The sequence below is a fragment of the Pseudomonas wenzhouensis genome, assembly GCF_021029445.1.
GTDB lineage: Bacteria > Pseudomonadota > Gammaproteobacteria > Pseudomonadales > Pseudomonadaceae > Aquipseudomonas > Aquipseudomonas wenzhouensis.
In genome coordinates this window covers 1,378,418-1,401,927 of sequence record NZ_CP072610.1, presented here as the reverse complement: position 1 = coordinate 1,401,927, position 23,510 = coordinate 1,378,418, and the positions used below count along the sequence as shown (strand labels likewise).

General features: G+C 63.4%; 19 protein-coding genes and 1 pseudogene. 15 read left to right on the top strand and 5 right to left on the bottom strand.

The features are described from left to right. Complete coding sequence (locus tag J7655_RS06415; protein WP_230927052.1) at nucleotides 1-1,539, bottom strand: type I restriction enzyme subunit R domain-containing protein; 1,539 nt, start codon at nucleotides 1,537-1,539, stop codon at nucleotides 1-3. Nucleotides 1,540-1,725: 186 nt separating this feature from the next. Here J7655_RS06415 and J7655_RS06410 point away from each other — a divergent pair. Next, a pseudogene (locus J7655_RS06410) lies at nucleotides 1,726-2,422 on the top strand (endonuclease). Nucleotides 2,423-2,566: 144 nt separating this feature from the next. On the opposite strand, the gene J7655_RS06405 reads toward J7655_RS06410, so the two are convergent. Next, complete coding sequence (locus J7655_RS06405) at nucleotides 2,567-2,764, bottom strand: hypothetical protein (protein WP_230927051.1); 198 nt, start codon at nucleotides 2,762-2,764, stop codon at nucleotides 2,567-2,569. A gap of 73 nt (nucleotides 2,765-2,837) precedes the next feature. Here J7655_RS06405 and J7655_RS06400 point away from each other — a divergent pair, with 73 nt between their 5' ends. The 6 genes from J7655_RS06400 to J7655_RS06375 all read left to right on the top strand — a co-directional run bounded on the left by J7655_RS06400 (nucleotide 2,838) and on the right by J7655_RS06375 (nucleotide 13,264). Beyond that, on the top strand, nucleotides 2,838-4,355 hold the full coding sequence (locus tag J7655_RS06400; RefSeq protein WP_230927050.1) for a sigma-54-dependent transcriptional regulator: 1,518 nt from the start codon (nucleotides 2,838-2,840) through the stop codon (nucleotides 4,353-4,355). Between the two features lie 1,015 nt (nucleotides 4,356-5,370). Continuing rightward, nucleotides 5,371-5,754, top strand: coding sequence for a glycine cleavage system protein GcvH (gene gcvH, locus J7655_RS06395; protein ID WP_230927049.1), 384 nt, complete (start codon nucleotides 5,371-5,373; stop codon nucleotides 5,752-5,754). Between the two features lie 9 nt (nucleotides 5,755-5,763). After that, a complete protein-coding gene (gene gcvP, locus J7655_RS06390; protein ID WP_230927048.1) occupies nucleotides 5,764-8,616 on the top strand; it encodes an aminomethyl-transferring glycine dehydrogenase in 2,853 nt (950 codons plus the stop codon). Between the two features lie 147 nt (nucleotides 8,617-8,763). Further along, entirely contained in the window at nucleotides 8,764-10,017 is a 1,254-nt protein-coding gene (glyA, locus tag J7655_RS06385; protein WP_125875167.1) for a serine hydroxymethyltransferase, read from the top strand. Nucleotides 10,018-10,086: 69 nt separating this feature from the next. Continuing rightward, nucleotides 10,087-11,211, top strand: a complete 1,125-nt coding sequence (gene gcvT / locus J7655_RS06380; RefSeq protein ID WP_230927047.1) for a glycine cleavage system aminomethyltransferase GcvT — start codon at nucleotides 10,087-10,089, stop codon at nucleotides 11,209-11,211. A 766-nt stretch (nucleotides 11,212-11,977) separates the two neighbouring features. After that, nucleotides 11,978-13,264 carry an OprD family porin gene (locus tag J7655_RS06375; RefSeq protein ID WP_230927046.1) on the top strand — a complete coding sequence of 429 codons (1,287 nt, stop codon included), beginning with the start codon at nucleotides 11,978-11,980 and terminating at the stop codon, nucleotides 13,262-13,264. Nucleotides 13,265-13,433: 169 nt separating this feature from the next. On the opposite strand, the gene J7655_RS06370 is transcribed toward J7655_RS06375, so the two are convergent. After that, nucleotides 13,434-14,561 (bottom strand): M14 family metallopeptidase, encoded by a 1,128-nt coding sequence (locus tag J7655_RS06370; RefSeq protein ID WP_230927045.1) that lies wholly within the window; start codon nucleotides 14,559-14,561, stop codon nucleotides 13,434-13,436. 153 nt (nucleotides 14,562-14,714) lie between these two features. On the opposite strand from J7655_RS06370, the gene J7655_RS06365 reads away from it, so the two are divergent. Further along, entirely contained in the window at nucleotides 14,715-15,251 is a 537-nt protein-coding gene (locus J7655_RS06365; protein ID WP_230927044.1) for a tetratricopeptide repeat protein, read from the top strand. Nucleotides 15,252-15,283: 32 nt separating this feature from the next. Here the strand turns inward: J7655_RS06365 and J7655_RS06360 are convergent, their stop codons facing one another. Continuing rightward, nucleotides 15,284-16,000, bottom strand: a complete 717-nt coding sequence (locus J7655_RS06360) for a UTRA domain-containing protein (RefSeq protein ID WP_230927043.1) — start codon at nucleotides 15,998-16,000, stop codon at nucleotides 15,284-15,286. A 316-nt stretch (nucleotides 16,001-16,316) separates the two neighbouring features. Here J7655_RS06360 and J7655_RS06355 point away from each other — a divergent pair, with 316 nt between their 5' ends. The 6 genes from J7655_RS06355 to J7655_RS06330 all read left to right on the top strand — a co-directional run bounded on the left by J7655_RS06355 (nucleotide 16,317) and on the right by J7655_RS06330 (nucleotide 21,540). Next, nucleotides 16,317-17,375, top strand: coding sequence for an ABC transporter substrate-binding protein (locus J7655_RS06355; protein ID WP_230927042.1), 1,059 nt, complete (start codon nucleotides 16,317-16,319; stop codon nucleotides 17,373-17,375). Between the two features lie 102 nt (nucleotides 17,376-17,477). After that, the gene (locus tag J7655_RS06350; RefSeq protein ID WP_230927041.1) at nucleotides 17,478-18,284 is read left to right on the top strand and encodes an alkaline phosphatase family protein; all 807 of its coding nucleotides are present in this window, start codon (nucleotides 17,478-17,480) and stop codon (nucleotides 18,282-18,284) included. After that, nucleotides 18,281-19,123 (top strand): ABC transporter permease, encoded by an 843-nt coding sequence (locus J7655_RS06345; protein ID WP_230927040.1) that lies wholly within the window; start codon nucleotides 18,281-18,283, stop codon nucleotides 19,121-19,123. The genes J7655_RS06350 and J7655_RS06345 overlap by 4 nt, the downstream gene beginning before the upstream one ends. Continuing rightward, nucleotides 19,110-19,904 carry an ABC transporter permease gene (locus J7655_RS06340; protein ID WP_230927039.1) on the top strand — a complete coding sequence of 265 codons (795 nt, stop codon included), beginning with the start codon at nucleotides 19,110-19,112 and terminating at the stop codon, nucleotides 19,902-19,904. The genes J7655_RS06345 and J7655_RS06340 overlap by 14 nt, the downstream gene beginning before the upstream one ends. Continuing rightward, entirely contained in the window at nucleotides 19,901-20,887 is a 987-nt protein-coding gene (locus tag J7655_RS06335; RefSeq protein ID WP_230927038.1) for an ABC transporter ATP-binding protein, read from the top strand. Before J7655_RS06340 ends, J7655_RS06335 begins: the two co-directional genes overlap by 4 nt. After that, complete coding sequence (locus tag J7655_RS06330; protein ID WP_230927037.1) at nucleotides 20,887-21,540, top strand: HAD family hydrolase; 654 nt, start codon at nucleotides 20,887-20,889, stop codon at nucleotides 21,538-21,540. The genes J7655_RS06335 and J7655_RS06330 overlap by 1 nt, the downstream gene beginning before the upstream one ends. 104 nt (nucleotides 21,541-21,644) lie before the next feature. Here the strand turns inward: J7655_RS06330 and J7655_RS06325 are convergent, their stop codons facing one another. Beyond that, complete coding sequence (locus tag J7655_RS06325) at nucleotides 21,645-22,499, bottom strand: LysR substrate-binding domain-containing protein (protein ID WP_338052738.1); 855 nt, start codon at nucleotides 22,497-22,499, stop codon at nucleotides 21,645-21,647. Between the two features lie 143 nt (nucleotides 22,500-22,642). Between J7655_RS06325 and J7655_RS06320 the strand changes: the two genes are divergently transcribed. Then, a complete protein-coding gene (locus tag J7655_RS06320; protein WP_230927035.1) occupies nucleotides 22,643-23,485 on the top strand; it encodes a bifunctional allantoicase/(S)-ureidoglycine aminohydrolase in 843 nt (280 codons plus the stop codon). Nucleotides 23,486-23,510: the final 25 nt, after the last annotated feature.

Sequence of the window (23,510 nt, the reverse complement as noted above, 5' to 3'; positions counted from 1 at the left end):
TCACTGCCGCGCAGCCCCTAGTAACTGCGCCCCCACATCATGCTTGAGCAGTTCGTAGAGCACGGTGACGAAGAACTCGCGGCTGGGCTCATCGCTCAGCAAGCGAGTCGCCATGCTGTTATGGCTGCTCATGGCACCGACTATGGCCTCGACGGCACGGATCGGCAGGTCAGCCTTCAGCGCCTGTTCGAGATCATTGTTGTGAATCTGTGCCATCACCACCGGATCGCTGCGCAGCGTCTCGGACACCTGTAGCGCCAACATCACCTGATCGGTGTCGGAAACATCCTTGCCGAAGGCGGCGTTGAGGCGCTCGATCAGCTCGGTCAGATACTTCTTCTCACGGTCGCGAGCTTCGCGCAGGCCGTTGTCGGTGATGCCATACAGGCCGGGGCTTTCCCCCTGAACCGCCACGCCATCCAGGCGCTCGCCAGCTTTGACCCGATAATGGCTGAGCTTGAGATCACCCAGATCCACCTGCTCGGCACCAATGCCCTTGAGGCGTTTGCGCAGCAGGCGGGCGAAACTGGCGAAGGCCTCAAGACTCGGATCGCCCAGGTCCACTAGCTGTGCGATGTACTCGTAGCAACGCACGAACTTGGACAGGCTCTCGCTGAAGATCAGCAACTCATCACGCTGTTTGCAGTATTCCGCGCGCTGCGCATCGGCATAGGCTGCGCCTGCTTCGTCGCCAGCTTCCTCGGCCTTGAGCAAAGCCCGTTCCCACTGTTCGATGGCATCGGTGAGGGTCTTGAGCTTGCCGTTGAATCGGTCTGTAGCCGGCTGGGTCAGCGCATAGAGTTTCTGGTGAGTGACCTTGGGATCGACGATGGCATCACCGAACGCTTCCACCTCGGCGCGCTCGTACAGGTGCATGCCATCCAGGCGCTGACGGATGTCGAAGACGATGTTCGGGTCTTGAATATCGGCCATCCGCGCATCGCGGTAGAAGGTCTGGAAGGCTTCAAGTATCTCCTTGGCCTCGTTGGCGAAGTCGATGACGTAGGTCTTGTCCTTGCCTGGATAGGTACGGTTCAGCCGTGACAGCGTCTGCACCGCCTCCACGCCGGAAATCTTCTTGTCCAGGTACATGGCCACCAGCTTGGGCTGGTCGAAGCCGGTCTGGTATTTGTTGGCAACGATCATCACCTGGTAATGCGGCGTATCGAACAGCGTACGCATGTCCTGGTTGCCCAGTTTGGCGTTGAGGTTCTGCTCGTTGAAGGCATGCTCGTCCGGCAGGCTGGCAGCCAGCGGCGCTTTCAGATCGGGGTCAAGGTAGGGCACATCGCTGGAGAACGCCACCATTGCCCGCACATTGGCATAGCCACGCCGCTGGCAGTAATCCTCCAGCGCCAGGTGGTACTTCACCGCTGCCGCGCGCGAGCTGGTCACCACCATGGCCTTGGCCTGGCCGCCGAGTAGGTGGGCGACGTTCTTGCGAAAGTGCTCGACGATCAGTTCGACTTTCTGCCCGACGTTCACCGGGTTGAGCGACAGCCATTTGGCCAACTTGCGCCGCGCGCTCTTCTCATCCACGCGCTTGTCATCCGGCCAGCCGTTGTATGACGGCCCGCAGCAACTACTCGCGCAAATAGCCTCGCTGGGCTGAGCCAGGGCGCGGCAAGAGGCCATTATCAAAGGCCTGCTGCCATCATATAAGCCACTGAAAAACATGAAGTTTTAACTTCACAAGGCAATCCGTGACGGCTACTCTGCCGCCCCATGATTCGACGCCTATTGCCCCTGCTCTGCTGTTTCATAGCCCTTTCCCTGCACGCCGCACCCGCCACCTTCGCCGAGGCAAAGCGCCTGGCGTGGCCGCTGTATGCCCAGCAAGCCACCGAGTTCTACTGCGGCTGCAAGTACAGCGGCAATCGGGTCGATCTGCGCTCATGCGGCTACACGCCGCGCAAGAACGCCAATCGCGCCCAGCGTATCGAGTGGGAACACATCGTTCCGGCCTGGGTGATCGGCCATCAGCGCCAGTGCTGGCAGAAAGGCGGCCGCAAGAACTGCGCAGCCAACGATGCGCAATTCCGCAAGGCTGAGGCTGACCTGCACAACCTGGTGCCGAGTAGGTGAGGTGAACGGCGACCGCAGCAACTACAGCTTCGCCTGGCTGCCACAGAAGCCGCATCAATATGGTCAGTGCCAGACGGTGGTGGATTTCAAGGCACGCAAGGTGATGCCACGCACCGCCATTCGCGGGATGATCGCGCGCACCTACTTCTATATGGCCGACCGCTACAAACTGCGCCTGTCGAAACAGGATCGCCAGTTGTTCGAGGCCTGGAGCAAGACCTACCCGGCCGAACCCTGGGAGCGCCAGCGTAACCAGCAGGTTGCCTGCGTGATGGGCTGGGGCAACCCCTATGTGGGCAAAGTGGATATGAGCCGCTGTATGCGCAAGCGCGCGTAGGACGTAGTTCGGCAGAGCGGGTCGAAAGTACCTAAAGCTTCTGTAGGAGCCCCGCCCCGGGGCGAAGCTTTTGAGTTCTCTGTCGCCTGAATGATCGCATTCGCTGCGTGGCGCAGCTCCTACAGTTGGTATGCGGCTCGCCGTTCACGCCAGGCGCTGCAACTCGCGGCACACCATGTTGGCGAACTCCGGCGGGCTGAGCAAGTACAGCTCCTGCGCTACCCAGGGCAGCCAGTGCCCCTGCAACTCGGTCTTGCGCGCCAGCAGACGCTGGGCCTCGGCTTCGGCGCGGGCCTGGTGCTCACGGTGGTAGTCGGCGCGGCTCGGTTTTTCTGTGCTCACGGCACTGCCCTTTTCCTCATATCGGGCAGAGCAGGCATAATTGCCGCCTGTTCGCCCATTTCGACCGTCATCAATGCGCATCCACGTCAGTTTCATCGACCGCGTCGGCATCACCCAGGAAGTCCTGGCGCTGCTCGGCGGGCGTAATCTGAACCTCGATGCGGTGGAGATGGTACCGCCAAACGTCTATATCGACGCACCGACCCTGAGCGCCGAGGTGCTCGAAGAGCTGCGCGGCGCCCTGTTGCAGGTTCATGGCGTGCAGAGCGTCGAGGTGGTGGATATTCTGCCCGGTCAACGCCGCCGCCTGCAGCTCGATGCCCTGCTGGCTGCCATGCCCGACCCGGTGCTGGCAGTGGATGATCACGCCATGGTGTTGCTGGCCAACCCGGCGCTGATCGATCTGTATGGCCGCGCCCCGGAAGGGCTGAGCATCGCCGCGCTGTTCGCCGATGAGGCGCTGCAGCAATCGCTGCTCACCGCCGGTTTTCATCAGCCGCTGCGCGAGGTGCATTTCGCCGGCCAGCCGCTGTTGCTCGATGCCCAGCCGATCACCGAAGACGGTCGCCTGACCGGTGGTCTGCTGACGCTCTATGCGCCGAGCCGCATGGGCCAGCGCCTGGCAGCGCTGCACCACGACCATGCCGAGGGTTTCGACTCGCTGCTCGGTGAGTCGGACGCCATCCGTGCACTCAAAGCCCGTGCCTTGCGCGTAGCCTCGCTCGATGCGCCGCTGTTGATCCACGGCGAAACCGGCACCGGCAAGGAGCTGGTGGCGCGCGCCTGCCATACCGCCAGCGTGCGCCGCACCGCGCCCTTCCTGGCGCTTAACTGCGCCGCCCTGCCGGAAAACCTGGCCGAGAGCGAGCTGTTCGGCTACGCCCCCGGCGCCTTCACCGGCGCCCAGCGTGGCGGTAAGCCGGGGCTGCTGGAGTTGGCCAACCAGGGTACGGTGTTTCTCGACGAGATCGGCGAGATGTCGCCCTACCTGCAGGCCAAGCTGCTGCGTTTTTTGAGCGATGGCAGCTTCCGCCGCGTCGGGGGCGACCGTGAGGTGAAGGTGGACGTGCGTATCCTCAGCGCCACCCACCGTGATCTGGAAAAGATGGTCGCCGAAGGCAGCTTCCGCGAGGATCTGTTCTACCGCCTCAACGTGCTCAACCTGGCCGTGCCGCCGCTGCGCGAGCGCGGCCAGGACATTCTGCTGCTGGCCCAGCATTTCATGGCCCAGGCCTGCGCACAGATCCAGCGCCTGCCCTGCCGCCTGGCGCCAGCCACCTTCCCGGCGCTGCTGGCCGGGCGCTGGCCGGGCAACGTGCGCCAGTTGCAGAACGTGATCTTCCGCGCCGCCGCCATCTGCGACAGCAACTGGGTGGAGATGGACGACCTGGACATCGCCGTGACCGAGGTGGCGCCACGGGTACAGGGCGAGGTCGGCAGCCTCGAACAGGCCATGGACGAGTACGAAAAAGCGCTGCTGGAAAAGCTCTACGCCAGCCACCCCTCCAGCCGCCTGCTCGCCACCCGCCTCGGCACCTCGCACACCGCCATCGCCAAGCGCCTGCGCAAATACGGTATCGGCAAGCTCTAATGCCTGCCGCCGCGTAGGGTGGGTTAGGCGCCTGTCATACATCCCAATGAACATAATGGGTTCGCCGCGCCGAAACCCACCATTGGCTCAACACGGAAGATCGCCCGGTGGGTTACGCGGCGCACCACCACCGAGTTGTCAGCACGCCCGCTGCCCAGCGCCACTAACCCACCCGCGCTAGGCACCTCGTTCCTAGGGTGGGCCGGGCGGCGATCCGCTTTAGCCCACCAGCACAGCCACAGAACGTTGGCACAACCTGCAGGATCATCCGGCGGATATCAAAAGCGTCATCCACCCGCTGTGGGAGGGGTTTTAGCCGCAACAGCCTCGACAAATCGCCGCTGAAGCGCCTCCCACACGCCACCCTGCCGAATCCCGGGGCTGCCGGCATGATCTTCCCGGATTACATCCGGGCTACAAGCTAACCCACGCGCCAGGCACCTCGTTCGTAGGGTGGGCCGGGCGGCGATCCGCTTTAGCCCACCAGTTCGTAGGGTGGGCTCTAGCCCACCAGCACAGCCACAGAACGTTGACACAACCTGCAGGATCATCCGGCGGATATCAAAAGCGTCATCCACCCGCTGTGGGAGGGGCTTTAGCCGCGACAGCCTCGACAAAATCGCCGCTGAAGCGCCTCCCACACACCACCCTGCCGAATCCCGGGGCTGCCGGCACGATCTTCCCGGATTACATCCGGGCTACACACCAGGCAGAGCGTGGCTTACAGCCCACCTGTAGCCAAATCATTCCGCCGTAACGATTTCGTAACGACATGAGCAAAGCCCCATTCCCGCTGGTGCGACCTCGACTTTGCCAGAAACGACGCTGACTTTCGGAACGATATCGTTCCACAGAGCTTTTATCATTCACCGATAAAACATATAAGTAATTGATTTTATTGAACTTAATGGCGATGGCACCAAGCTTGCTCTAGCACCTGCAGTCGACCCGCCACGTTGCGGGTTACCCGTTGCCTGCCGCAGAAGCAGGCCACCTTTGCCCTTGAGGAGTTCATATGAGCGAGTTGCGTTTCACCGCCGATCACGAATGGCTGCGTCTGGACAACGATGGTCTGGTTACCGTCGGCATCACCCATTACGCCCAGGACGCGCTCGGCGACGTGGTGTACGTGCAACTGCCGGAAGTGAAGGCCTATGCCCAGGGCGAGGAAGTGGCCGTGCTGGAGTCGGTGAAGGCCGCCAGCAATATCGTCATGCCGCTCGATGGCGAAATCGTCGAGATCAACGGTGATCTGGAAGGCAGCCCGGAGCTGGTCAACGAGTCGCCGCTGGACAAGGCCTGGTTCTTCCGCATGCGCCTGGCCGACAACGCCGTGCTGGCCGACCTGCTGGACAAAGCCGGCTATGACCGCCTGCTGAACGCCAACGCCGACGCCTGAGTGATCGCCATGACCAAGCTCGATACCCAGAACGAATTTATCGCCCGCCACATCGGCCCGCGCGATGCCGACACCGCCGCCATACTCGAACTGCTGGGCTATGACTCGGTCGACGCGCTGACCAACGCGGTGATTCCCGAGAGCATCAAGGGCACCAGCATCCTCGGCGAGCAGCCGGGCCTGTCGGAAGCCGACGCCCTGGCCAAGATCAAGGCCATCGCCGCGAAGAACCAGCAGTTCAAGAACTACATCGGCCAGGGTTACTACGGCACCCACACGCCGAGCCCGATCCTGCGCAACCTGCTGGAAAACCCGGCCTGGTACACCGCCTACACCCCGTACCAGCCGGAGATTTCCCAGGGTCGCCTGGAGTCGCTGCTGAACTTCCAGACGCTGATCAGCGACCTCACCGGCATGCAGATCGCCAACGCATCCTTGCTGGATGAGGCCACTGCTGCCGCCGAAGCCATGACCTTCTGCAAGCGTCTGTCGAAGAACAAGGCCGCCAACACCTTCTTCGTTTCCCAGCACTGCCACCCGCAGACCCTCGACGTGCTGCGCACCCGTGCCGAACCGCTGGGCATCGATATCGAAGTCGGCGACGAAGCCGCCATCACTGACGCCAGCGCCTACTTCGGCGCGCTGCTGCAGTACCCGGCGAGCAACGGTGACATCTTCGACTACCGCGCCCTGGTCGAACGTTTCCACGCCGCCAACGCCCTGGTGGCTGTCGCCGCCGACCTGCTGGCCCTGACCCTGCTCACCCCGCCGGGCGAGTTCGGCGCCGACGTCGCCCTGGGCAGCGCCCAGCGCTTCGGTGTACCGCTGGGCTTCGGTGGCCCGCACGCTGCTTACTTCGCCACCCGCGACGCGTTCAAGCGCGACATGCCGGGCCGCCTGGTCGGCATGTCGGTGGACCGTTTCGGCAAGCCGGCCCTGCGCCTGGCCATGCAGACCCGCGAGCAGCACATCCGCCGCGAGAAGGCCACCAGTAACATCTGTACCGCCCAGGTGCTGCTGGCCAACATCGCCAGCATGTACGCTGTGTACCACGGCCCGAAAGGCCTGACCGAGATCGCGCAGCGCATCCACAGCTTCACCGCCATCCTCGCCCTGGGCCTGACCAAGCTGGGCCACAGCGTCGAGCAGCAGCACTTCTTCGACACCCTGAGTATGAAGACCGGCGCCAAGACCGCCGAACTGCATGCCAAGGCCCGCGCTGCCGGCATCAACCTGCGCGAGATCGACGCCGAGCGTCTGGGCCTGTCGCTGGACGAAACCACTGACGAAGCAGCTGTGACAGCCCTGCTGAACCTGTTCGCCGGTGATCAGGCCGCCCCTGCCGTCAGCGACCTGGCCGCACAAGTCGCCAGCCGCCTGCCTGAGGGGCTGCTGCGCCAATCGGCGATCCTGCAGCACGAAGTGTTCAACCGCTACCACAGCGAAACCGAGCTGATGCGCTACCTGCGCAAGCTGGCCGACAAGGACCTGGCCCTGGATCGCAGCATGATCCCGCTGGGCTCCTGCACCATGAAGCTCAACGCTGCCAGCGAAATGATCCCGGTCACCTGGCCGGAATTCGGCAACCTGCATCCCTTCGCTCCAGTTGAGCAGGTTGCCGGTTACACCCAGCTGACCACTGAGCTGGAAGCCATGCTCTGCGCCGCCACCGGCTACGACGCCGTGTCGCTGCAGCCCAACGCCGGTTCCCAGGGCGAGTACGCCGGCTTGCTGGCCATCCGCGCCTATCACCTGAGCCGTGGCGACGATCAGCGCGACATTTGCCTGATCCCGCAATCGGCCCACGGCACCAACCCGGCGACCGCCTCCATGGCCGGTATGCGCGTGGTGGTGACTGCCTGTGATGCGCGCGGCAACGTCGACATCGCCGATCTGAAGGCCAAGGCCGAAGAGCACAAGGATCGCCTGGCCGCGATCATGATCACCTACCCGTCCACCCACGGTGTGTTCGAGGAAGGCATCCGCGAGATCTGCCAGATCATCCACGACAACGGCGGCCAGGTGTACATCGACGGCGCCAACATGAACGCCATGGTCGGTCTGTGCGCCCCGGGTCAGTTCGGCGGCGACGTCTCCCACCTGAACCTGCACAAGACCTTCTGCATCCCGCACGGCGGTGGCGGCCCGGGCGTCGGCCCGATCGGCGTCAAGTCGCACCTGGCGCCGTTCCTGCCGGGCCACGCCAACATGGCCCGCAAGGAAGGTGCAGTCAGCGCCGCGCCGTTCGGCAGCGCCAGCATCCTGCCGATCACCTGGATGTACATCACCATGATGGGCGGCAACGGCCTCAAGCGCGCGTCGCAGATGGCCATTCTTAACGCCAACTACATCGCCCGTCGTCTGGAAGAGCACTACCCGGTGCTGTACTCCGGCGAAGGCGGCCTGGTGGCGCACGAGTGCATCCTCGACATCCGCCCGCTCAAGGACAGCAGCGGCATCAGTGTCGACGACGTGGCCAAGCGCCTGATCGACTTCGGCTTCCATGCCCCGACCATGTCCTTCCCAGTGGCCGGCACCCTGATGATCGAGCCGACCGAGAGCGAATCCAAGGAAGAGCTGGATCGCTTCTGCGACGCCATGATCGCCATCCGCGAGGAAATTCGCGCGGTCGAGCAGGGCCGTCTGGATAAAGACGACAACCCGCTGAAGAACGCCCCGCACACCGCCCTGGAGCTGGTTGGCGAGTGGCACCACGCCTACAGCCGCGAGCAGGCGGTGTACCCGCTGGCGAGCCTGATCGAGGCCAAGTACTGGCCGCCGGTGGGCCGCGTGGACAACGTCTACGGCGACCGCAACCTGATCTGCGCCTGCCCGTCCATCGAGGCGTATCAGGACGCGTAAGCGCCCCCGTAGCCCGGATGCAATCCAGGGAAGCTGTCAAAAGCTCCCGGATTGCATCCGGGCTACATCCAACCCGTTTCTTTCGGCTCCCCCTTCATCGGGGCGGGCTGACTTCATCCCGAGAAAAACGATAAAGAGGGCCTCACCATGTTCAGCAAGCACGACCAACTCCAGGGTTATGACGATGCCCTGCTCGCGGCGATCCAGGCCGAAGAACAGCGCCAGGAAGACCACATCGAGCTGATCGCCTCGGAGAACTACTGCAGCCAGCGCGTCATGCAGGCGCAGGGCAGCGGCCTGACCAACAAGTACGCCGAAGGCTATCCGGGCAAGCGCTACTACGGTGGCTGCGAGCATGTGGACAAGGTCGAGGCACTGGCCATCGAGCGCGCCAAGCAGCTGTTCGGCGCCGACTACGCCAACGTCCAGCCGCACTCGGGCTCTTCCGCTAACAGTGCCGTGTACCTGGCGCTGCTCAACGCCGGTGACACCATCCTCGGCATGAGCCTGGCCCATGGCGGCCACCTGACTCACGGCGCCAAGGTGTCGTCCTCGGGCAAGCTGTACAACGCCGTGCAGTACGGCATCGACGAGAACGGCCTGATCGACTACGACGAAGTCGAGCGCCTGGCCGTCGAGCACAAGCCGAAGATGATCGTCGCCGGTTTCTCGGCCTACTCGCGCGTGCTGGACTTCCCGCGTTTCCGCGCCATTGCCGACAAGGTTGGTGCCCTGCTGTTCGTCGACATGGCTCACGTTGCCGGCCTGGTCGCGGCCGGTCTGTACCCCAACCCGGTGCCGTTCGCCGATGTCGTCACCACCACCACCCACAAGACCCTGCGCGGCCCACGTGGCGGCCTGATCCTGGCGCGCAAGAACGAGGAGATCGAGAAGAAGCTCAACTCCGCCGTCTTCCCCGGCGCCCAGGGCGGCCCGCTGATGCACGTCATCGCGGCCAAGGCGGTGTGCTTTAAGGAAGCGCTGGAGCCAGGCTTCAAGACCTACCAGCAGCAAGTGATCGACAACGCCCGCGCCATGGCCGCGGTGTTCGTCGAACGCGGCTATGACGTGGTCTCCGGCGGTACCGACAACCACCTGATGCTGATCAGCCTGGTCAAGCAGGGCCTGACCGGCAAGGCGGCCGACGCGGCGCTGGGCGATGCCCACATCACGGTGAACAAGAACGCCGTGCCGAACGATCCGCAATCGCCGTTCGTCACTTCCGGCATCCGTATCGGCACCCCGGCGGTGACCACTCGCGGCTTCAAGGAAGGCGAGTGCCGCACCCTGGCCGGCTGGATCTGCGACATCCTCGATGACCTGGAAAACCCGGCCGTGATCGAGCGCGTGCGCGGCCAGGTTGCCGACCTGTGCGCCACCTTCCCGGTCTACGCTGACTGATACCCAACGTACAACGGGCCGCACAGCGGCCCCAACCGGTGCGCGCGGCGCACCCAACAGGAAACCGACATGACCACTGAAACTCTCGCCAAGACGCCCCTGCACGCCCTGCACATCGAACTCGGTGCACGCATGGTGCCCTTCGCCGGCTATGACATGCCCGTGCAATATCCGCTGGGCGTAATGAAGGAACACCTGCACACCCGTGAGGCCGCCGGCCTGTTCGACGTCTCGCACATGGGCCAGATCCTGCTGCGTGGCGAAAACGCCGCGCGCGCCCTGGAAACCCTGGTGCCGGTGGACATCATCGACCTGCCGCTGGGCATGCAGCGCTACGCCATGTTCACCGATGCCCATGGCGGCATCCTCGACGACCTGATGGTCGCCAATCTGGGTGACGACACCCTGTACCTGGTGGTCAACGCCGCCTGCAAGGATCAGGACCTGGCCCACCTGCAGAAGCACATCGGCGAGCAGTGCCAGATCGAGTGCCTGTTCGAGGAGCGCGCCCTGCTCGCCCTGCAAGGCCCGAAAGCGGCCGACGTACTGGCCCGCCTGGCCCCGGAAGTGAGCAAGATGACCTTCATGCAGGTGGCCCGCGTGCGCCTGCTGGGCAGCGAGTGCATCGTCAGCCGCAGCGGCTACACCGGCGAAGACGGTTTCGAGATTTCCGTCGCCGTGGATCAGGCCGAAGCCCTGGCGCGCAGCCTGCTGGCCGAAGCGGAAGTCGAAGCCATCGGCCTCGGCGCGCGTGACTCGCTGCGCCTGGAAGCCGGCCTGTGCCTCTATGGCCACGACATGAGCAGCGCCACCACACCGATCGAAGCCAGCCTGCTGTGGGCCATCTCCAAGGTGCGCCGCGCCGATGGCGAGCGTGCCGGCAACTTCCCGGGCGCCGAGCGCGTGTTCGAGCAGCAGCAGAAAGGCGTGGCGCGCAAGCGCGTCGGCCTCCTGCCGCAGGAGCGTGTACCGGTGCGTGAAGGCGCGGAAATCGTCGATGCCGACGGCAGCGTGATTGGCCAGGTAAGCAGCGGCGGCTTCGGCCCGACTCTTGGCGCGCCAGTGGCCATGGGTTACGTCAATGCCAGCCATACCGCTATCGACAGCGACGTCTGGGCCGTGGTGCGCGGCAAGCGTATTGCCATGAAGGTCGCCAAGACCCCGTTCGTGCCGCAGCGTTATTATCGCGGCTGATCCTCGGCATGGCGCGGCTACAGCCGCGCCATGCGGCGCATCACTTCAAAGCCAGCCGCCACGGCCACATGAGGCTGGCGGCTTCCACCCGCCTACAGGTTCGCCCCCCGCAACCTGAGTGAAATCCGCGGCGCTGGCCAAAGCGCCCGGATTGCATCCGCTCCGTGGCTCCATGCCCGCAGTCGGATAAACCTGCCCAAGCGCCCGCCTAACGCCCGGCCAATCGTTGAGCGCTGCGCCCTTGGTACACGGGCACCGCAGCCCCACCTTCCGACCGATCCCTCTCAGGCAATGCGCCATGAACATGCCCATGATCGACCTGAAAAGTCATACGTTGTCGCACAACAACAATTACCGATAACGGCCGTACAAGCCCCATGTCGCACCCTCCGCTCTCACTTCAAGCCCCTAAAAGCACGATCATAGGCTCAGACTTTCGTCTAGCCATGCGTTGACAAGCGATAAAAAGGCTGTTGATAATCCACACAGTTGTATGACGACATATGACAACAATAACAACAAGAATCAGGGCCAGAACATGACTACCCTCGCCTCTCCCTCAGCGCAGCAGCCCCTTGCCTGCCAGGCAGCCATCGCCGCCACACGCCACAGAACCGGATTCGCCGGCGGCTGATACCAGCCAACGGCAATGACCGGTCGCGTCTGGCCGGCCTGCCCCACGGGGCAACCAACAGCCTCTCCATGATGCCGGTCGACAAACGATCGGCAGGGGATGGTTCGTTCAAAAACTGGGAGCACAACAACAATGACCGCACGCAACATCGTTCCATTGGCCCTGCTCGGCAGCACGGCTCTGGCCCTGGTTATGCCAACAGCCACGCACGCCGCCGGCTTCGTCGAAGACGCCAAGGTCACCCTCGGCCTGCGCAACTACTACTTCAACCGTAACTACCTCAATGGCACCGACCCGATGATCGGCCCGGCAAACAATCGTGAGCGCCAGGGCCAGGCCGAAGGCTGGACGCAGAACTTCATTCTCGATGCACGCTCCGGCTTCACCGAAGGCACCGTCGGCTTTGGCCTCGATGTGCTCGGCCTGTACAGCCTCAAGCTGGACGGCAACCGCGGCGCCGCCAATACCCAACTGATGCCGATCCACAATGACGGCCAGGCGGCTGATCAGTTCGGCCGCACCGCCGTAGCCGCCAAAGCCAAGCTCTCCAAGACCGAACTAAAGGTCGGCGAGTGGTTCGCCGTGCTGCCGATCCTGCGGGCCGACGATGGCCGTTCGCTGCCGCAAACCTTCCAGGGTGCCCAGCTGACCTCCAACGAGATCGACGGTCTGACCCTGTACGGTGGCCAGTTCTGGAAGAACAGCCAGCGCAACGATGCCAGCCGTGAGGAGATGTCTTTCGGTGGTGTAGAGGGTGATGACTTCAACTTCGGCGGTGGTGAATACCGCTTCAACGGCAACAACACCATGGTCGGCGTCTGGCACGCACGCCTGGAAGACGTCTATCAGCAGAGCTACGTGCAACTGACCCACAGCCAAGCGGTCGGTGACTGGGTACTGGGCGCCAACCTCGGCTACGTCACCGGCAAGGAAGAAGGTGCGGCCAAGGCCGGCAACCTGGACAACAAGGTCTATCAAGGCGCGCTCACGGCCAAGACCGGCAACAACAGCTTCATGGTTGCCTACCAAAAGCTCAGCGGCGACACCAAGTTCATGCGTATCGACGGCGCCAGCGGCGGCACCCTGGTCAACGACGGTTTCACCAACAGCTATGACAACCCGGAAGAGCGCTCCTGGCAGATCCGCCATGACTACAACTTCGCCGGCCTCGGCATTCCGGGCCTGACCCTGATGAACCGTTACGTCAGCGGTAGCAACATCGACGTCTACACCAATGGCGTGAAAACCCGCGAGAACGCCGAGGAATGGGGCCGCGAATCCGAGCTGGCCTACACCATCCAGGAAGGCACGCTGAAGAACCTGAGCATCCGCTGGCGCAACTCCGATGTGCGTCGCGACGCGGGCCAGGATCTGCACGAGAACCGCCTGATCATCAACTACCCGCTGTCGCTTCTGTAATAGCGGACGCATCACTGCGTCCTATTGACTCCTGTGTGTTTACGGCACTTTACGCCCGTCCTCGTGACGGGCTTTTTTTGTCTGTCTCCCCCGCTGCCTTCGCGGGATGGGCGCTGTACCACTGCATGGCTCGCAAGGTGCGACTTGTTGCGTGACGAAGCGGTACTGCCTACCTCAGGGTCGCGACCATCTGCGCCAGCACGCTCAACACATCCTGTCCCAGCTTCTGTGAACGCGCACCGTTCCAGCCCGTACGTGGCTGCGGGTTGTCGTCGTGATCCTTGAACGGCATTTCGATGGTGAACGACAGGCAGTCGAAGGCCTCACCCACAGCGTTGCAAGCCAGGGTCATATTGGCCTGGCCGGGCTCGTCACGCGGGTAGCCGAAGCGGGTCTGGAACTCCGCGCCGATACCGACCAGGCAGCGGCGAAAGTCCTCTTCCAACGCTGCCAGTCGCGGGCTGTACCCGGGGTTGCCCTCGCAGCCGGCAGTGAACACATGGGGAATTTCCTCGTCACCGTGGATATCGAGGAACAGGTCAACGCCGATGCGCTGCATGTGTTGCAGCACGAACAGCACTTCCGGGCTGCGCTCGGAGCTGGCCGACTGCCAGGCACGATTGAGGTCCTGCCCGGCATGATTGGTGCGCAGGTGGCCGCGATAGGCACCGTCCGGGTTCATGTTCGGCACCAGATAGAACTCGGCGTGCTTCAATAACGCGGTCATCTCGGCATCCTGCGGATTCTGCAGACGTTCGATCAGCCCCTCCATGAACCATTCGGCCATGTGTTCGCCGGGATGCTGCTGGGCGATGATCCACAGTTTGCGTGCAGCGCCGGGCTGGCCACCAATGCGCAGGAGCTGGATATCGCGGCCCTCCAGGCTTCTGCCGCTGGCCACCAGCTCGGCGCCGCGCTCCAGCGCCGTGGCGATCAGGCGTTCATGGCGCGCTCGCGGGTAGGGCTCGAAATAGGCGAAGCGCACGCTCGCCTGCTCGGCCTGCAACTGGAAATGCAACTGACCGTCCTCGAAACGGGTCGGCACGCGAAACCAGTCCCGCTGATCGTAACTGGCCACGGCCTGGTAACCGTCCCAGGCGCGGTTGTAGGCCGACTGCCCGGCATTGCTCAGACAGAAGCCATAACGCTGGCCAGGCTGCAGCTCATCGACCTGAAAGTGAAACCACTGGAAATGATGGCTGTTGAGGTCCGGGCGCATGGCCAGCAGCACGCGCTGCGGGTCACTGGCATCGATGACCTGGATGTTGCCACTGTCGAAATCCGCACTGATCTTCATGACTGCCCCATAAGCGAAATCAGCACTCAGGATTGCAGCTCATGGCGCGCCTGTGAAGCCGCCAACGACAGACTGATCGGCCAGAACGAACTAAGGTGGTCAAGGTGAGCCTAATAGCGACTTACCTGTTTATCGCCTACGGAGCCCTCTGCCATGCCCAGCCCATTCAACCTGCGTCATGCCACCACTGCCCTGCTCGCCCTGGCGTTGCTGGCAGGCTGTGCCGGGCGTGAACCCGATACCGCCGCGCCGGACACACAAACACAGGTCGAACAACCCGTCACCCAGAGCGAACAGGAGCAACTGCGCCAGCAGGCGCAACGCGGCGATCTGGACAGCCAGTTCCAGCTGGGTAGCAGTTATTTCGTCGGCCAGCCGGAAAAGAACCTCAGGCAGGCCGAGTACTGGTGGAAGCAGGCTGCCGACAAGGGTCACGCCATGGCGGCCGTCAGCCTGGCCTACCTCTACACCGGCCGTGATGCGCCGGAACTGGCCAACCAGCAGAACATGCTCAAGTACCTCAACCAGTCTGCCGCTGCCGGCAACCCGATGGCCCAGCATGTGCTGGGTAACCTCTACCGTCGCGGCGAAGGCGGCGTACCACGCGACCCCGACCAGGCCAAACGCCTGTACCAGAGTGCCTGCCAGCAGAACTACGAGCCGTCCTGCCTGGCACTGGGTCGCCAATAATCTGCTGCTGACAACGGCACGGACACAACCCGCTACTCCGGCACCTCGACGCTGACGTGAATGGCGTCGTGGCGCCAGAACTCCAGATCACAGTCGATGATGCGCCCATGCTGGTCACGATTGACCCGGGTGATGCGCAGCGCCGGGCTGCCCGCCGCCACCTTGAGGCAGGCCGCGGCCTCGGCGTGCAACGCGGTGGGCACCATCTCGAAGCGCACCCGACCATAACGAATAGCGTATTCACTGGCATACAGGTCGGTCAGCGAGCGCGTCAGGTTGAACTCGAGAATGCCGGGAAAGTAGGCCGGGTTGAGGTAGTGCTCGACATACAGCACCAAACGCCCGTCGATACGCCGCGCACGGCACACCTGATAGACGCTCGACAGTGCCGGCAGCTCCAGCACCTGACAGATATGCGCACTGGCCGGCAGCAGGCGCGCACTCAGCACCTCGGTCGCCGGCACACGCCCCTGCTCGGCAACCATGGCATGAAAGTGAGTACGCACCAGCGGGTTGTAGACCACCCGCTGCGGCGAAACGAACCAGCCCCGACGCTCCTCGCGATAGATCAGCCCCTGCGCCTCCAGTTGGCCCAGCGCCTCGCGCAGGGTGATGCGCGTGGTATCGAACAACTCACTGAGTTTGCGCTCGGCCGGCAACTTGCTGCCGGCAGGCAACAAACCACGGTCGATCTGCTCCTGCAAGGCGCTACAGATGAGGGTGACGGCCCGCGGCGCTGCTTCGCGCATCAACACTTCCCCTTTTGGACTAGTCCAGCCCCATTACAGGGCAACAATCACTCGCTCAGATGGGCTACAAGACTAGGCAGTCTAGATGACTGACAGATGACAGTCGTGCTGCAAGCACACCACATGCCACCGTCACATTTGTTCACAGCCCATCAAATCAGCCACTTATCCATGGTCTACGCTTGATGAGCGCGCCAACTGACTGCAACTGGACATCCATCAACCTTGCTCGGACATAAAACTGTCATCGAAGGTGCTTAGATTGGCTCGGGTATTGCTGATCTAGACCAACACTCTCACCGCAAAGGAGTTTCCAATGAAACAACTGCTGCTGGCTTCACTGATGGGCTCGGCCATCGCCCTGGCGACCTCTGCCATGGCCGAAGGCACCGACTTGCAGGCGCTGGAACAGACCGCACGCGCCGAAGGCGCGGTGAATAGCGTGGGGATGCCCGACAGCTGGGCCAACTGGAAAGACACCTGGGCCGACCTGACCAGGCTCTATGGCCTCAAGCACCAGGACACCGACATGAGCTCGGCGCAGGAAATCGCCAAGTTCGCCGCCGAGAAGGAAAACGCCACTGCCGATATTGGTGACGTCGGCGCCGCCTTCGGCCCCATCGCCGTACAACAAGGTGTGACTCAGCCTTACAAACCGAGCACCTGGGCGCAGATTCCGGATTGGGCCAAGGATGAAGATGGCCACTGGATGCTGGCCTATACCGGCTCCATCGCCTTCATCGTCAACAAGCAGCTGGTCAAGGATATTCCGCGTTCCTGGGCTGACCTCAAGACCGGCACCTACAAGGTCTCTGCCGGGGACGTGAGCACCGCCGCGCAAGCCGTGAACGGCGTACTGGCCGCAGCCATCGCCATGGGTGGCAACGAGAGCAATATCCAGCCGGCGCTGGACTTCTACGGCGAACTGGCCAAGCAGCGCCGCCTGTCGCTGGCCAACCCGACCATCCAGACCCTGGAAAAGGGTGAAGTGGAAGTGGGTATCGTCTGGGACTTCAACGGCCTGAGCTACCGCGACCAGATCGACCCCGAGCGCTTCGAGGTGCTGATCCCGTCCGACGGTTCGGTGATCTCCGGCTACAGCACCATCATCAACAAGTGGGCGAAGAACCCCAATGCCGCCAAGCTGACCCGCGAGTACATCCTGAGCGATGCCGGGCAGATCAACCTGGCCAAGGGCAATGCCCGCCCGATCCGCGCCGAACATATCGACATGCCGCCTGAAGTGCAGGCCAAGCTGCTGCCGCAGGAGCAGTACGCCAATGTTCAGCCGATCAAGGATGCTGCTGCCTGGGAGAATACCTCCAAGATGCTGCCGCGCCTGTGGCAGGAGCACGTGATCATCAATATGAATTGATGCGGCCGCGCCACCATTGATCCTTAGCCCGGATGAAATCCGGGGCAATCGTCAAGTAAGCCCCCGGATTGCATCCGGGCTACGACCGAACGAGAGAAGTAGATGAAACACAACGTCATCCTGGTGGTACTGGATGGCCTGAGCTATCAGGTGGCCCAGCATGCGCTGGGGCACCTGTTGGCTTACTGCCAGGCCGGGCGTGCCGCACTATATAAGCTCGATTGCGCATTGCCGGCACTGTCCCGTCCGCTCTACGAATGCATCCTCACCGGCGTGGCGCCCATCGACAGCGGCATCGTCAACAACGATGTGGTGCGTCTGTCGAATCAGCGCAGCGTCTTTCACTACGCCCGTGATGCCGGTCTGAGCACTGCCGCTGCGGCTTATCACTGGGTCAGCGAGCTGTACAACCGCGCGCCCTTCCAGGCTGCGCGCGACCGTCACACCAGCGATGAATCGCTGCCGATTCAGCAGGGCCACTTCTATTACGCCGACCATTACCCGGATTCGCACCTGTTCGCCGATGCCGACAGCCTGCGTCAGCGCCATAGCCCCAACCTGCTGCTGGTACACCCGATGAACATCGACGACGCCGGCCACAAGCACGGCCTCGACAGCTCGCAGTACCGCAATGCCGCGCGCATGGCCGACGTGCTGCTGGCCGAATACATCCAGACCTGGCTCGACGCCGGTTACCAGATTCTGGTGACCGCCGACCACGGCATGAACAACGACCGTAGCCATAACGGCGTGCTGCCGGAAGAGCGCGAAGTGCCGCTGATCGTCCTCGGCAGCGCGTTCAGCCTCGACCCAGCGGCCCGCCCGCAACAGACCGAACTGTGCGGCACCCTCTGTCAGTTGCTCGGCGTGGCTCACGACAAACCCTGGTGCAGGGAGCTGCTTGCATGAAGTCCACCATTTCCAGCAAGGGCTGGGCATTGCTGTGCCTGGTACCCTTCGCCCTGTTCTTCTTCGCCTTCCAGATCGCACCGCTGGCCTGGGTGGCGAGCAACAGCCTGAACACCACCGAAGGCTGGGGGCTGGGCAATTTCCAGCAGGCGTTTTCCTCGGCGTTCTATCGTCAGGCCATGCGCCACAGCCTGGAGGTGGCCTTCTGGTCGAGCCTGTTCGGCATCGTCATCGCCATCATCGGCAGCTATTCGCTGCGCCAGGTCAGCAGCCGCCTGCGTGATTTCGTCATGGCCTTTTCCAACATGACCAGCAACTTCTCCGGCGTGCCGCTGGCCTTCGCCTTCATCATCCTGCTCGGTTTCAACGGCGCGCTGACCATCCTGCTCAAGCAGATGGGCGTGATCGAGGACTTCAACCTCTACTCCAAGACCGGCCTGATCGTGCTCTACACCTACTTCCAGATTCCCCTGGGGGTGCTGCTGCTCTATCCGGCCTTCGACGCCCTGCGTGAAGACTGGCGCGAATCGGCCGAGCTATTGGGCGCGAGCAACTGGCAGTTCTGGCGGCATATCGGCCTGCCGGTACTGACCCCGGCGCTGCTCGGCACCTTCGTCATCCTCCTGGCCAACGCCCTGGGCGCCTATGCCACGGTGTATGCGCTGACCACCGGCAACTTCAACATCCTGCCGATCCGTATCGCGGCGATGGTCTCCGGCGACATCTTCCTCGACCCGAACATGGCCAGCGCCCTGGCCATGGTGCTGGTCGGCCTGATGACCCTTATCACCATCGTCCACCAATGGCTGCTGCGCCGGAGCTACCATGTCGCCCGCTGAAAAACGCTCGCCGCTGTTCCACCAACTGGTGGTCTACCTGCTGTTTCTGATCCTGCTGCTTCCGCTGCTCGGCACCCTGGTGTATTCGCTGTCCACGAGTTGGTCGGCGACCGTCCTGCCCAGCGGCTTCACCTTCAAGTGGTACGTGGCGCTGTGGAGCGATGCGCGCTTTCTCGCCGCCTTCGGTCGCTCGCTGCTGGTGTGCTTTGGCGCCCTGGCGCTGTCCCTGCTGCTGATCCTGCCGCTGCTGTTCGTGGTCAACTACCACTTCCCCAAGCTCGACGCGGTGATGAACGTGCTGATTCTGCTGCCGTTCGCCATTCCGCCGGTGGTGTCTTCGGTGGGGCTGATGCAGCTGTTCGCCGCCGGCCCGCTGCCGATTCTCGGTACGCCATGGATTCTGATCGGCTGCTTCTTCACCATCGCCCTGCCCTTCATGTACCGCGCTATCAGCAACAACCTGCAGGCAATCAACCTGCGCGACCTGATGGACGCCGCCCACCTGCTCGGCGCCAGCACCTGGCGTGCGGCCTTTATGGTGGTGCTGCCGAACCTGCGCAAGGGGTTGATGGTGTCGGTGTTTCTGTCCTTCAGCTTCCTGTTCGGCGAATTCGTCTTCGCCAACCTGCTGGTGGGCAGCCGCTACGAGACGCTACAGGTGTACCTGTACAACATGCGCAACGACAGCGGCCATTTCACCAGCGCCCTGGTGATCTCCTATTTCATGTTCGTGCTGCTGATGACCTGGGCAGCCAACCGTCTGAACAAGGACAAATCATGAGTTTTCTGCACATCCAGAACCTGCACAAAAGCTACGGCCCAACGCGGATCTTCACCGACATCAATATCGAGATCGGCCAGGGCCAGTTCATCACCCTGCTCGGCCCCTCCGGCTGTGGCAAGTCCACCCTGCTGCGCTGCATCGCCGGCCTGACTGCGGTCGATGGCGGGCAGATCCTGCTGGGTGGCGAGGATCTGGTCCCGATGCCGCCGCAGAAACGCGGTATCGGCATGGTGTTCCAGAGCTACGCGCTGTTCCCCAACATGACCGTGGCGCAGAACGTCGCCTTCGGCCTGCGCATGCAGAAGGTGCCGCCTGCCGAGGCCAGCAAGCGCGTCGCCGAGGCGCTGGAGCTGGTGGAGCTGAACGACTATGCCGGGCGCTATCCGCACCAGCTTTCCGGCGGCCAGTGCCAGCGCGTGGCCCTGGCCCGCTCGCTGGTCACACGCCCACGCCTGCTGCTGCTCGACGAACCGCTGTCGGCGCTGGATGCGCGCATCCGCAAACACCTGCGCGAGCAGATTCGTGCCATCCAGCGCGAGCTGGGCCTGACCACCATTTTCGTCACCCACGATCAGGAAGAGGCGCTGGTCTTGAGCGACCGCATCGTGCTGATGAACGGCGGTAACATCGTCCAGAGCGGCGATGCCGAAACCCTCTACACCGCACCGGCCGATGCCTTCGCCGCTGGCTTTATCGGCAACTACAACCTGCTCGACGCCGATGCTGCCAGCCGCCTGCTGCTGCGCCCGGTGAACAGCCGCGTGGCGATTCGCCCGGAAGCCATCCAAATCGCGGCTCAGGGGATCGAGGGCACCATTGTCAGTCACAGCCTGCTCGGCAACGTCATCCGCTACCGCGTCGAGGCCCGTGGCGTGGAGCTGCTGGTGGATGTACTCAACCGCTCGGCTGCAGACCTGCACGCGGCTGGCCAGCGCGTCAGCCTGAACATCGATGCCGACGCGATCCGGGAGGTGGCGTGATGGCCCTGGCGATTTTCGATCTTGACGAAACGCTGATTCACGGCGATTGCGCCAGCCTGTGGACGCAGGAAATGGTGAAAATCGGCTGGGCCGATGGCGACTCCTTCATCGCCCACGAACAGGAGCTGATGCGCCAGTACGCTGCCGGCACCCTGGCCATGGAGGACTACATGGCCTTCACCCTGTCGCCGCTGGTCGGTCGCACGCCCGAGGAGGTCGCCCGTGTGGTCGAGCCCTTCGTCGAGGACGTGATCGAGCCGATCTTCTACAGCGACGCCAGCCGCACCCTGGCTGCGCACCGCGCCGCTGGCGATCGCCTGCTGGTGATCTCCGCCTCGGCGCACTTTCTGGTCAGCGCCATTGCCGAACGCTTCGGCATCGATGAAGTGCTGGCCATCGATCTGGAACAGCAACACGGTTTCTACACCGGCCGCACCCAGGGCGTGCTGACCTATCGCGAAGGCAAGGTCACCCGCCTCGAAGCCTGGCTGGCTGAACAGGGCGAAAGCCTGGCCGGTGCCAGCTTCTACTCCGACTCGCGCAATGACTTGCCGCTGCTGCAACGGGTGGACAAGCCCTTCACCGTCAATCCCGACCCGACCCTGCGCGCCCACGCCGAACAGGCCGGCTGGCCGATACTCAGCTGGCGCTGATCCGGGCCTGTAGGGTGCGCTGTGCGCACCAGCCCTATCTGACGCGCCAGGTAAACAAAGCGAAGCCCTGGGGTTCCAAGGTGCGCACAGCGCACCCTACCCGACTACGGGCTCATGATCCCTTCGCAGGCCTCGATCAACGCCGCCGCCAATTCGCGCGCGTAACCGGGCAACTGGTTGCGCGCGTGCAGGGCCACCTCCACCGGCGCCACCGGGGCGAAGCCTTCGGCCTCACCCAGTTCACGGTGCTCGGCAGTGATCAAGCGACGCGGCAACAGGGTCAGACCCAGCCCGCCTTCGGCAGCGGCGCTGACGCCGGGCAAACTGCTGCTGACATAGGCGATGCGCCAGGGCTTGCCCATGGCGTCCAGCGCGTGAGTCATCTCCAGGCGGTACAGCCCATTGGGCGGGAACACCGCCAGCGGTACCGGATTGCGCGCCAGCACCGGGCGCGCGCGGCTATCCAACCAGGCCAGCGGTTCGGCCCAACTGGCCAGGCCCTTGGCACTGCCGGCACGCTGCTTGATCAACGCCAGGTCCAGTTCGCCGGCATTGAACGCGCGCCACACGTCATGACTGAGGCCGCTGGTGATCTCCAGGCGAATGCCCGGATGCGCGTCGGCGAAATCGGCCAGATAGGGCGTCAGGCTGTTGGCGGCGAAATCGTCCGGCACGCCAAGGCGCACCTCGCCCTCCACCGCGCTCTGCCCCAGCGCCAGCATGGCTTCATCCATCAGTGCGACGATGCGGTTGGCGTAACCGAGCAGGCGTTCGCCCTCGGTGGTGGTCACCACATAGCGACCACTACGGTCGAGCAGCTCGGCGCCGAGCTGCTCTTCCAGACGGCGCACCTGCTGGCTGACGGTGGACTGCGTCAGGTGCAGGCTGGCCGCCGCGCGGGTAAAACCACCGGTCTGCACCACGGTGAGAAAACTGCGTAACAGCACCGGATCGAGCATATTGCCACCCATCACGAAACCCACTGACAGGCATTCTACTATTTAATTTCCGAATCGAGCTGCGACTTTCTATAGTGCACGGGAGTCAAATTTCCGCGCAGGGACAGCACCCTGCGCCATTCACCCGCCGAGGCACCTTCTCGATGAGCAAAACGCCCTACTACTACGCCCCGCATGGCGGCCATCCCGGTCAGGAACAACTGCTGACCGACCGCGCCATGTTCACCGAAGCCTATGCCGTGATCCCCAAAGGCGTGATGCGTGACATCGTCACCAGCCACCTGCCGTTCTGGGACAACATGCGCATGTGGGTCATCGCCCGCCCGCTGACCGGCTTCGCCGAAACCTTCTCGCAATACATCGTCGAAGTCGGCCCGAACGGCGGCAGCGACAAGCCTGAGCTGGACCCGACCGCCGAAGGCGTGATCTTCGTCGTCGAAGGTACCTGCGACCTGACCCTCAACGGCGCCCAGCACGCCCTGCGCCCGGGCAGCTACGCTTTCATTCCGCCAGAAAGCGATTGGTCGCTGCGCAACAACGGCAGCGAAGCCGTGCGCTTCCACTGGCTGCGCAAGGCCTACCAACCGGTCGAAGGCGTGCCGTATCCGGAAGCCTTCGTCACCCACGAGCAGGACATCGAGCCCATCGTCATGCCCGGCACCGAAGGCCGCTGGAGCACCACGCGCTTCGTCGAGATCAGCGACATGCGCCATGACATGCAAGTCAACATCGTCAACTTCGAACCGGGCGGCGTAATCCCCTTCGCCGAAACCCACGTCATGGAACACGGCCTGTACGTGCTCGAAGGCAAGGCGGTGTACCGCCTGAACCAGGACTGGGTCGAAGTCGAAGCCGGCGACTTCATGTGGCTGCGCGCCTTCTGCCCGCAGGCCTGCTACGCCGGCGGCCCGAGCCGCTTCCGCTACCTGCTGTACAAGGATGTGAACCGCCAGATGCCGCTGACCCTGGGTGGCCTGAAGCGCTGAGGGGCCCTCCTGTAGGGTGCGCCGT

Excerpts from the sequence above, each read along its gene's own strand:
- J7655_RS06355 (WP_230927042.1), top strand. The coding sequence starts at position 16,317 with ATGAAACAACTGCTGCTGGCTTCACTGATGGGCTCGGCCATCGCCCTG.
- J7655_RS06320 (WP_230927035.1), top strand. The coding sequence starts at position 22,643 with ATGAGCAAAACGCCCTACTACTACGCCCCGCATGGCGGCCATCCCGGT.
- J7655_RS06375 (WP_230927046.1), top strand. The coding sequence starts at position 11,978 with ATGACCGCACGCAACATCGTTCCATTGGCCCTGCTCGGCAGCACGGCT.
- J7655_RS06360 (WP_230927043.1), bottom strand. The coding sequence starts at position 16,000 with ATGCGCGAAGCAGCGCCGCGGGCCGTCACCCTCATCTGTAGCGCCTTG.
- gcvT (WP_230927047.1), top strand. The coding sequence starts at position 10,087 with ATGACCACTGAAACTCTCGCCAAGACGCCCCTGCACGCCCTGCACATC.
- J7655_RS06400 (WP_230927050.1), top strand. The coding sequence starts at position 2,838 with ATGCGCATCCACGTCAGTTTCATCGACCGCGTCGGCATCACCCAGGAA.
- J7655_RS06325 (WP_338052738.1), bottom strand. The coding sequence starts at position 22,499 with ATGCTCGATCCGGTGCTGTTACGCAGTTTTCTCACCGTGGTGCAGACC.
- gcvH (WP_230927049.1), top strand. The coding sequence starts at position 5,371 with ATGAGCGAGTTGCGTTTCACCGCCGATCACGAATGGCTGCGTCTGGAC.
- J7655_RS06365 (WP_230927044.1), top strand. The coding sequence starts at position 14,715 with ATGCCCAGCCCATTCAACCTGCGTCATGCCACCACTGCCCTGCTCGCC.
- J7655_RS06335 (WP_230927038.1), top strand. The coding sequence starts at position 19,901 with ATGAGTTTTCTGCACATCCAGAACCTGCACAAAAGCTACGGCCCAACG.
- J7655_RS06340 (WP_230927039.1), top strand. The coding sequence starts at position 19,110 with ATGTCGCCCGCTGAAAAACGCTCGCCGCTGTTCCACCAACTGGTGGTC.
- J7655_RS06330 (WP_230927037.1), top strand. The coding sequence starts at position 20,887 with ATGGCCCTGGCGATTTTCGATCTTGACGAAACGCTGATTCACGGCGAT.
- J7655_RS06370 (WP_230927045.1), bottom strand. The coding sequence starts at position 14,561 with ATGAAGATCAGTGCGGATTTCGACAGTGGCAACATCCAGGTCATCGAT.
- J7655_RS06350 (WP_230927041.1), top strand. The coding sequence starts at position 17,478 with ATGAAACACAACGTCATCCTGGTGGTACTGGATGGCCTGAGCTATCAG.
- glyA (WP_125875167.1), top strand. The coding sequence starts at position 8,764 with ATGTTCAGCAAGCACGACCAACTCCAGGGTTATGACGATGCCCTGCTC.
- J7655_RS06345 (WP_230927040.1), top strand. The coding sequence starts at position 18,281 with ATGAAGTCCACCATTTCCAGCAAGGGCTGGGCATTGCTGTGCCTGGTA.
- gcvP (WP_230927048.1), top strand. The coding sequence starts at position 5,764 with ATGACCAAGCTCGATACCCAGAACGAATTTATCGCCCGCCACATCGGC.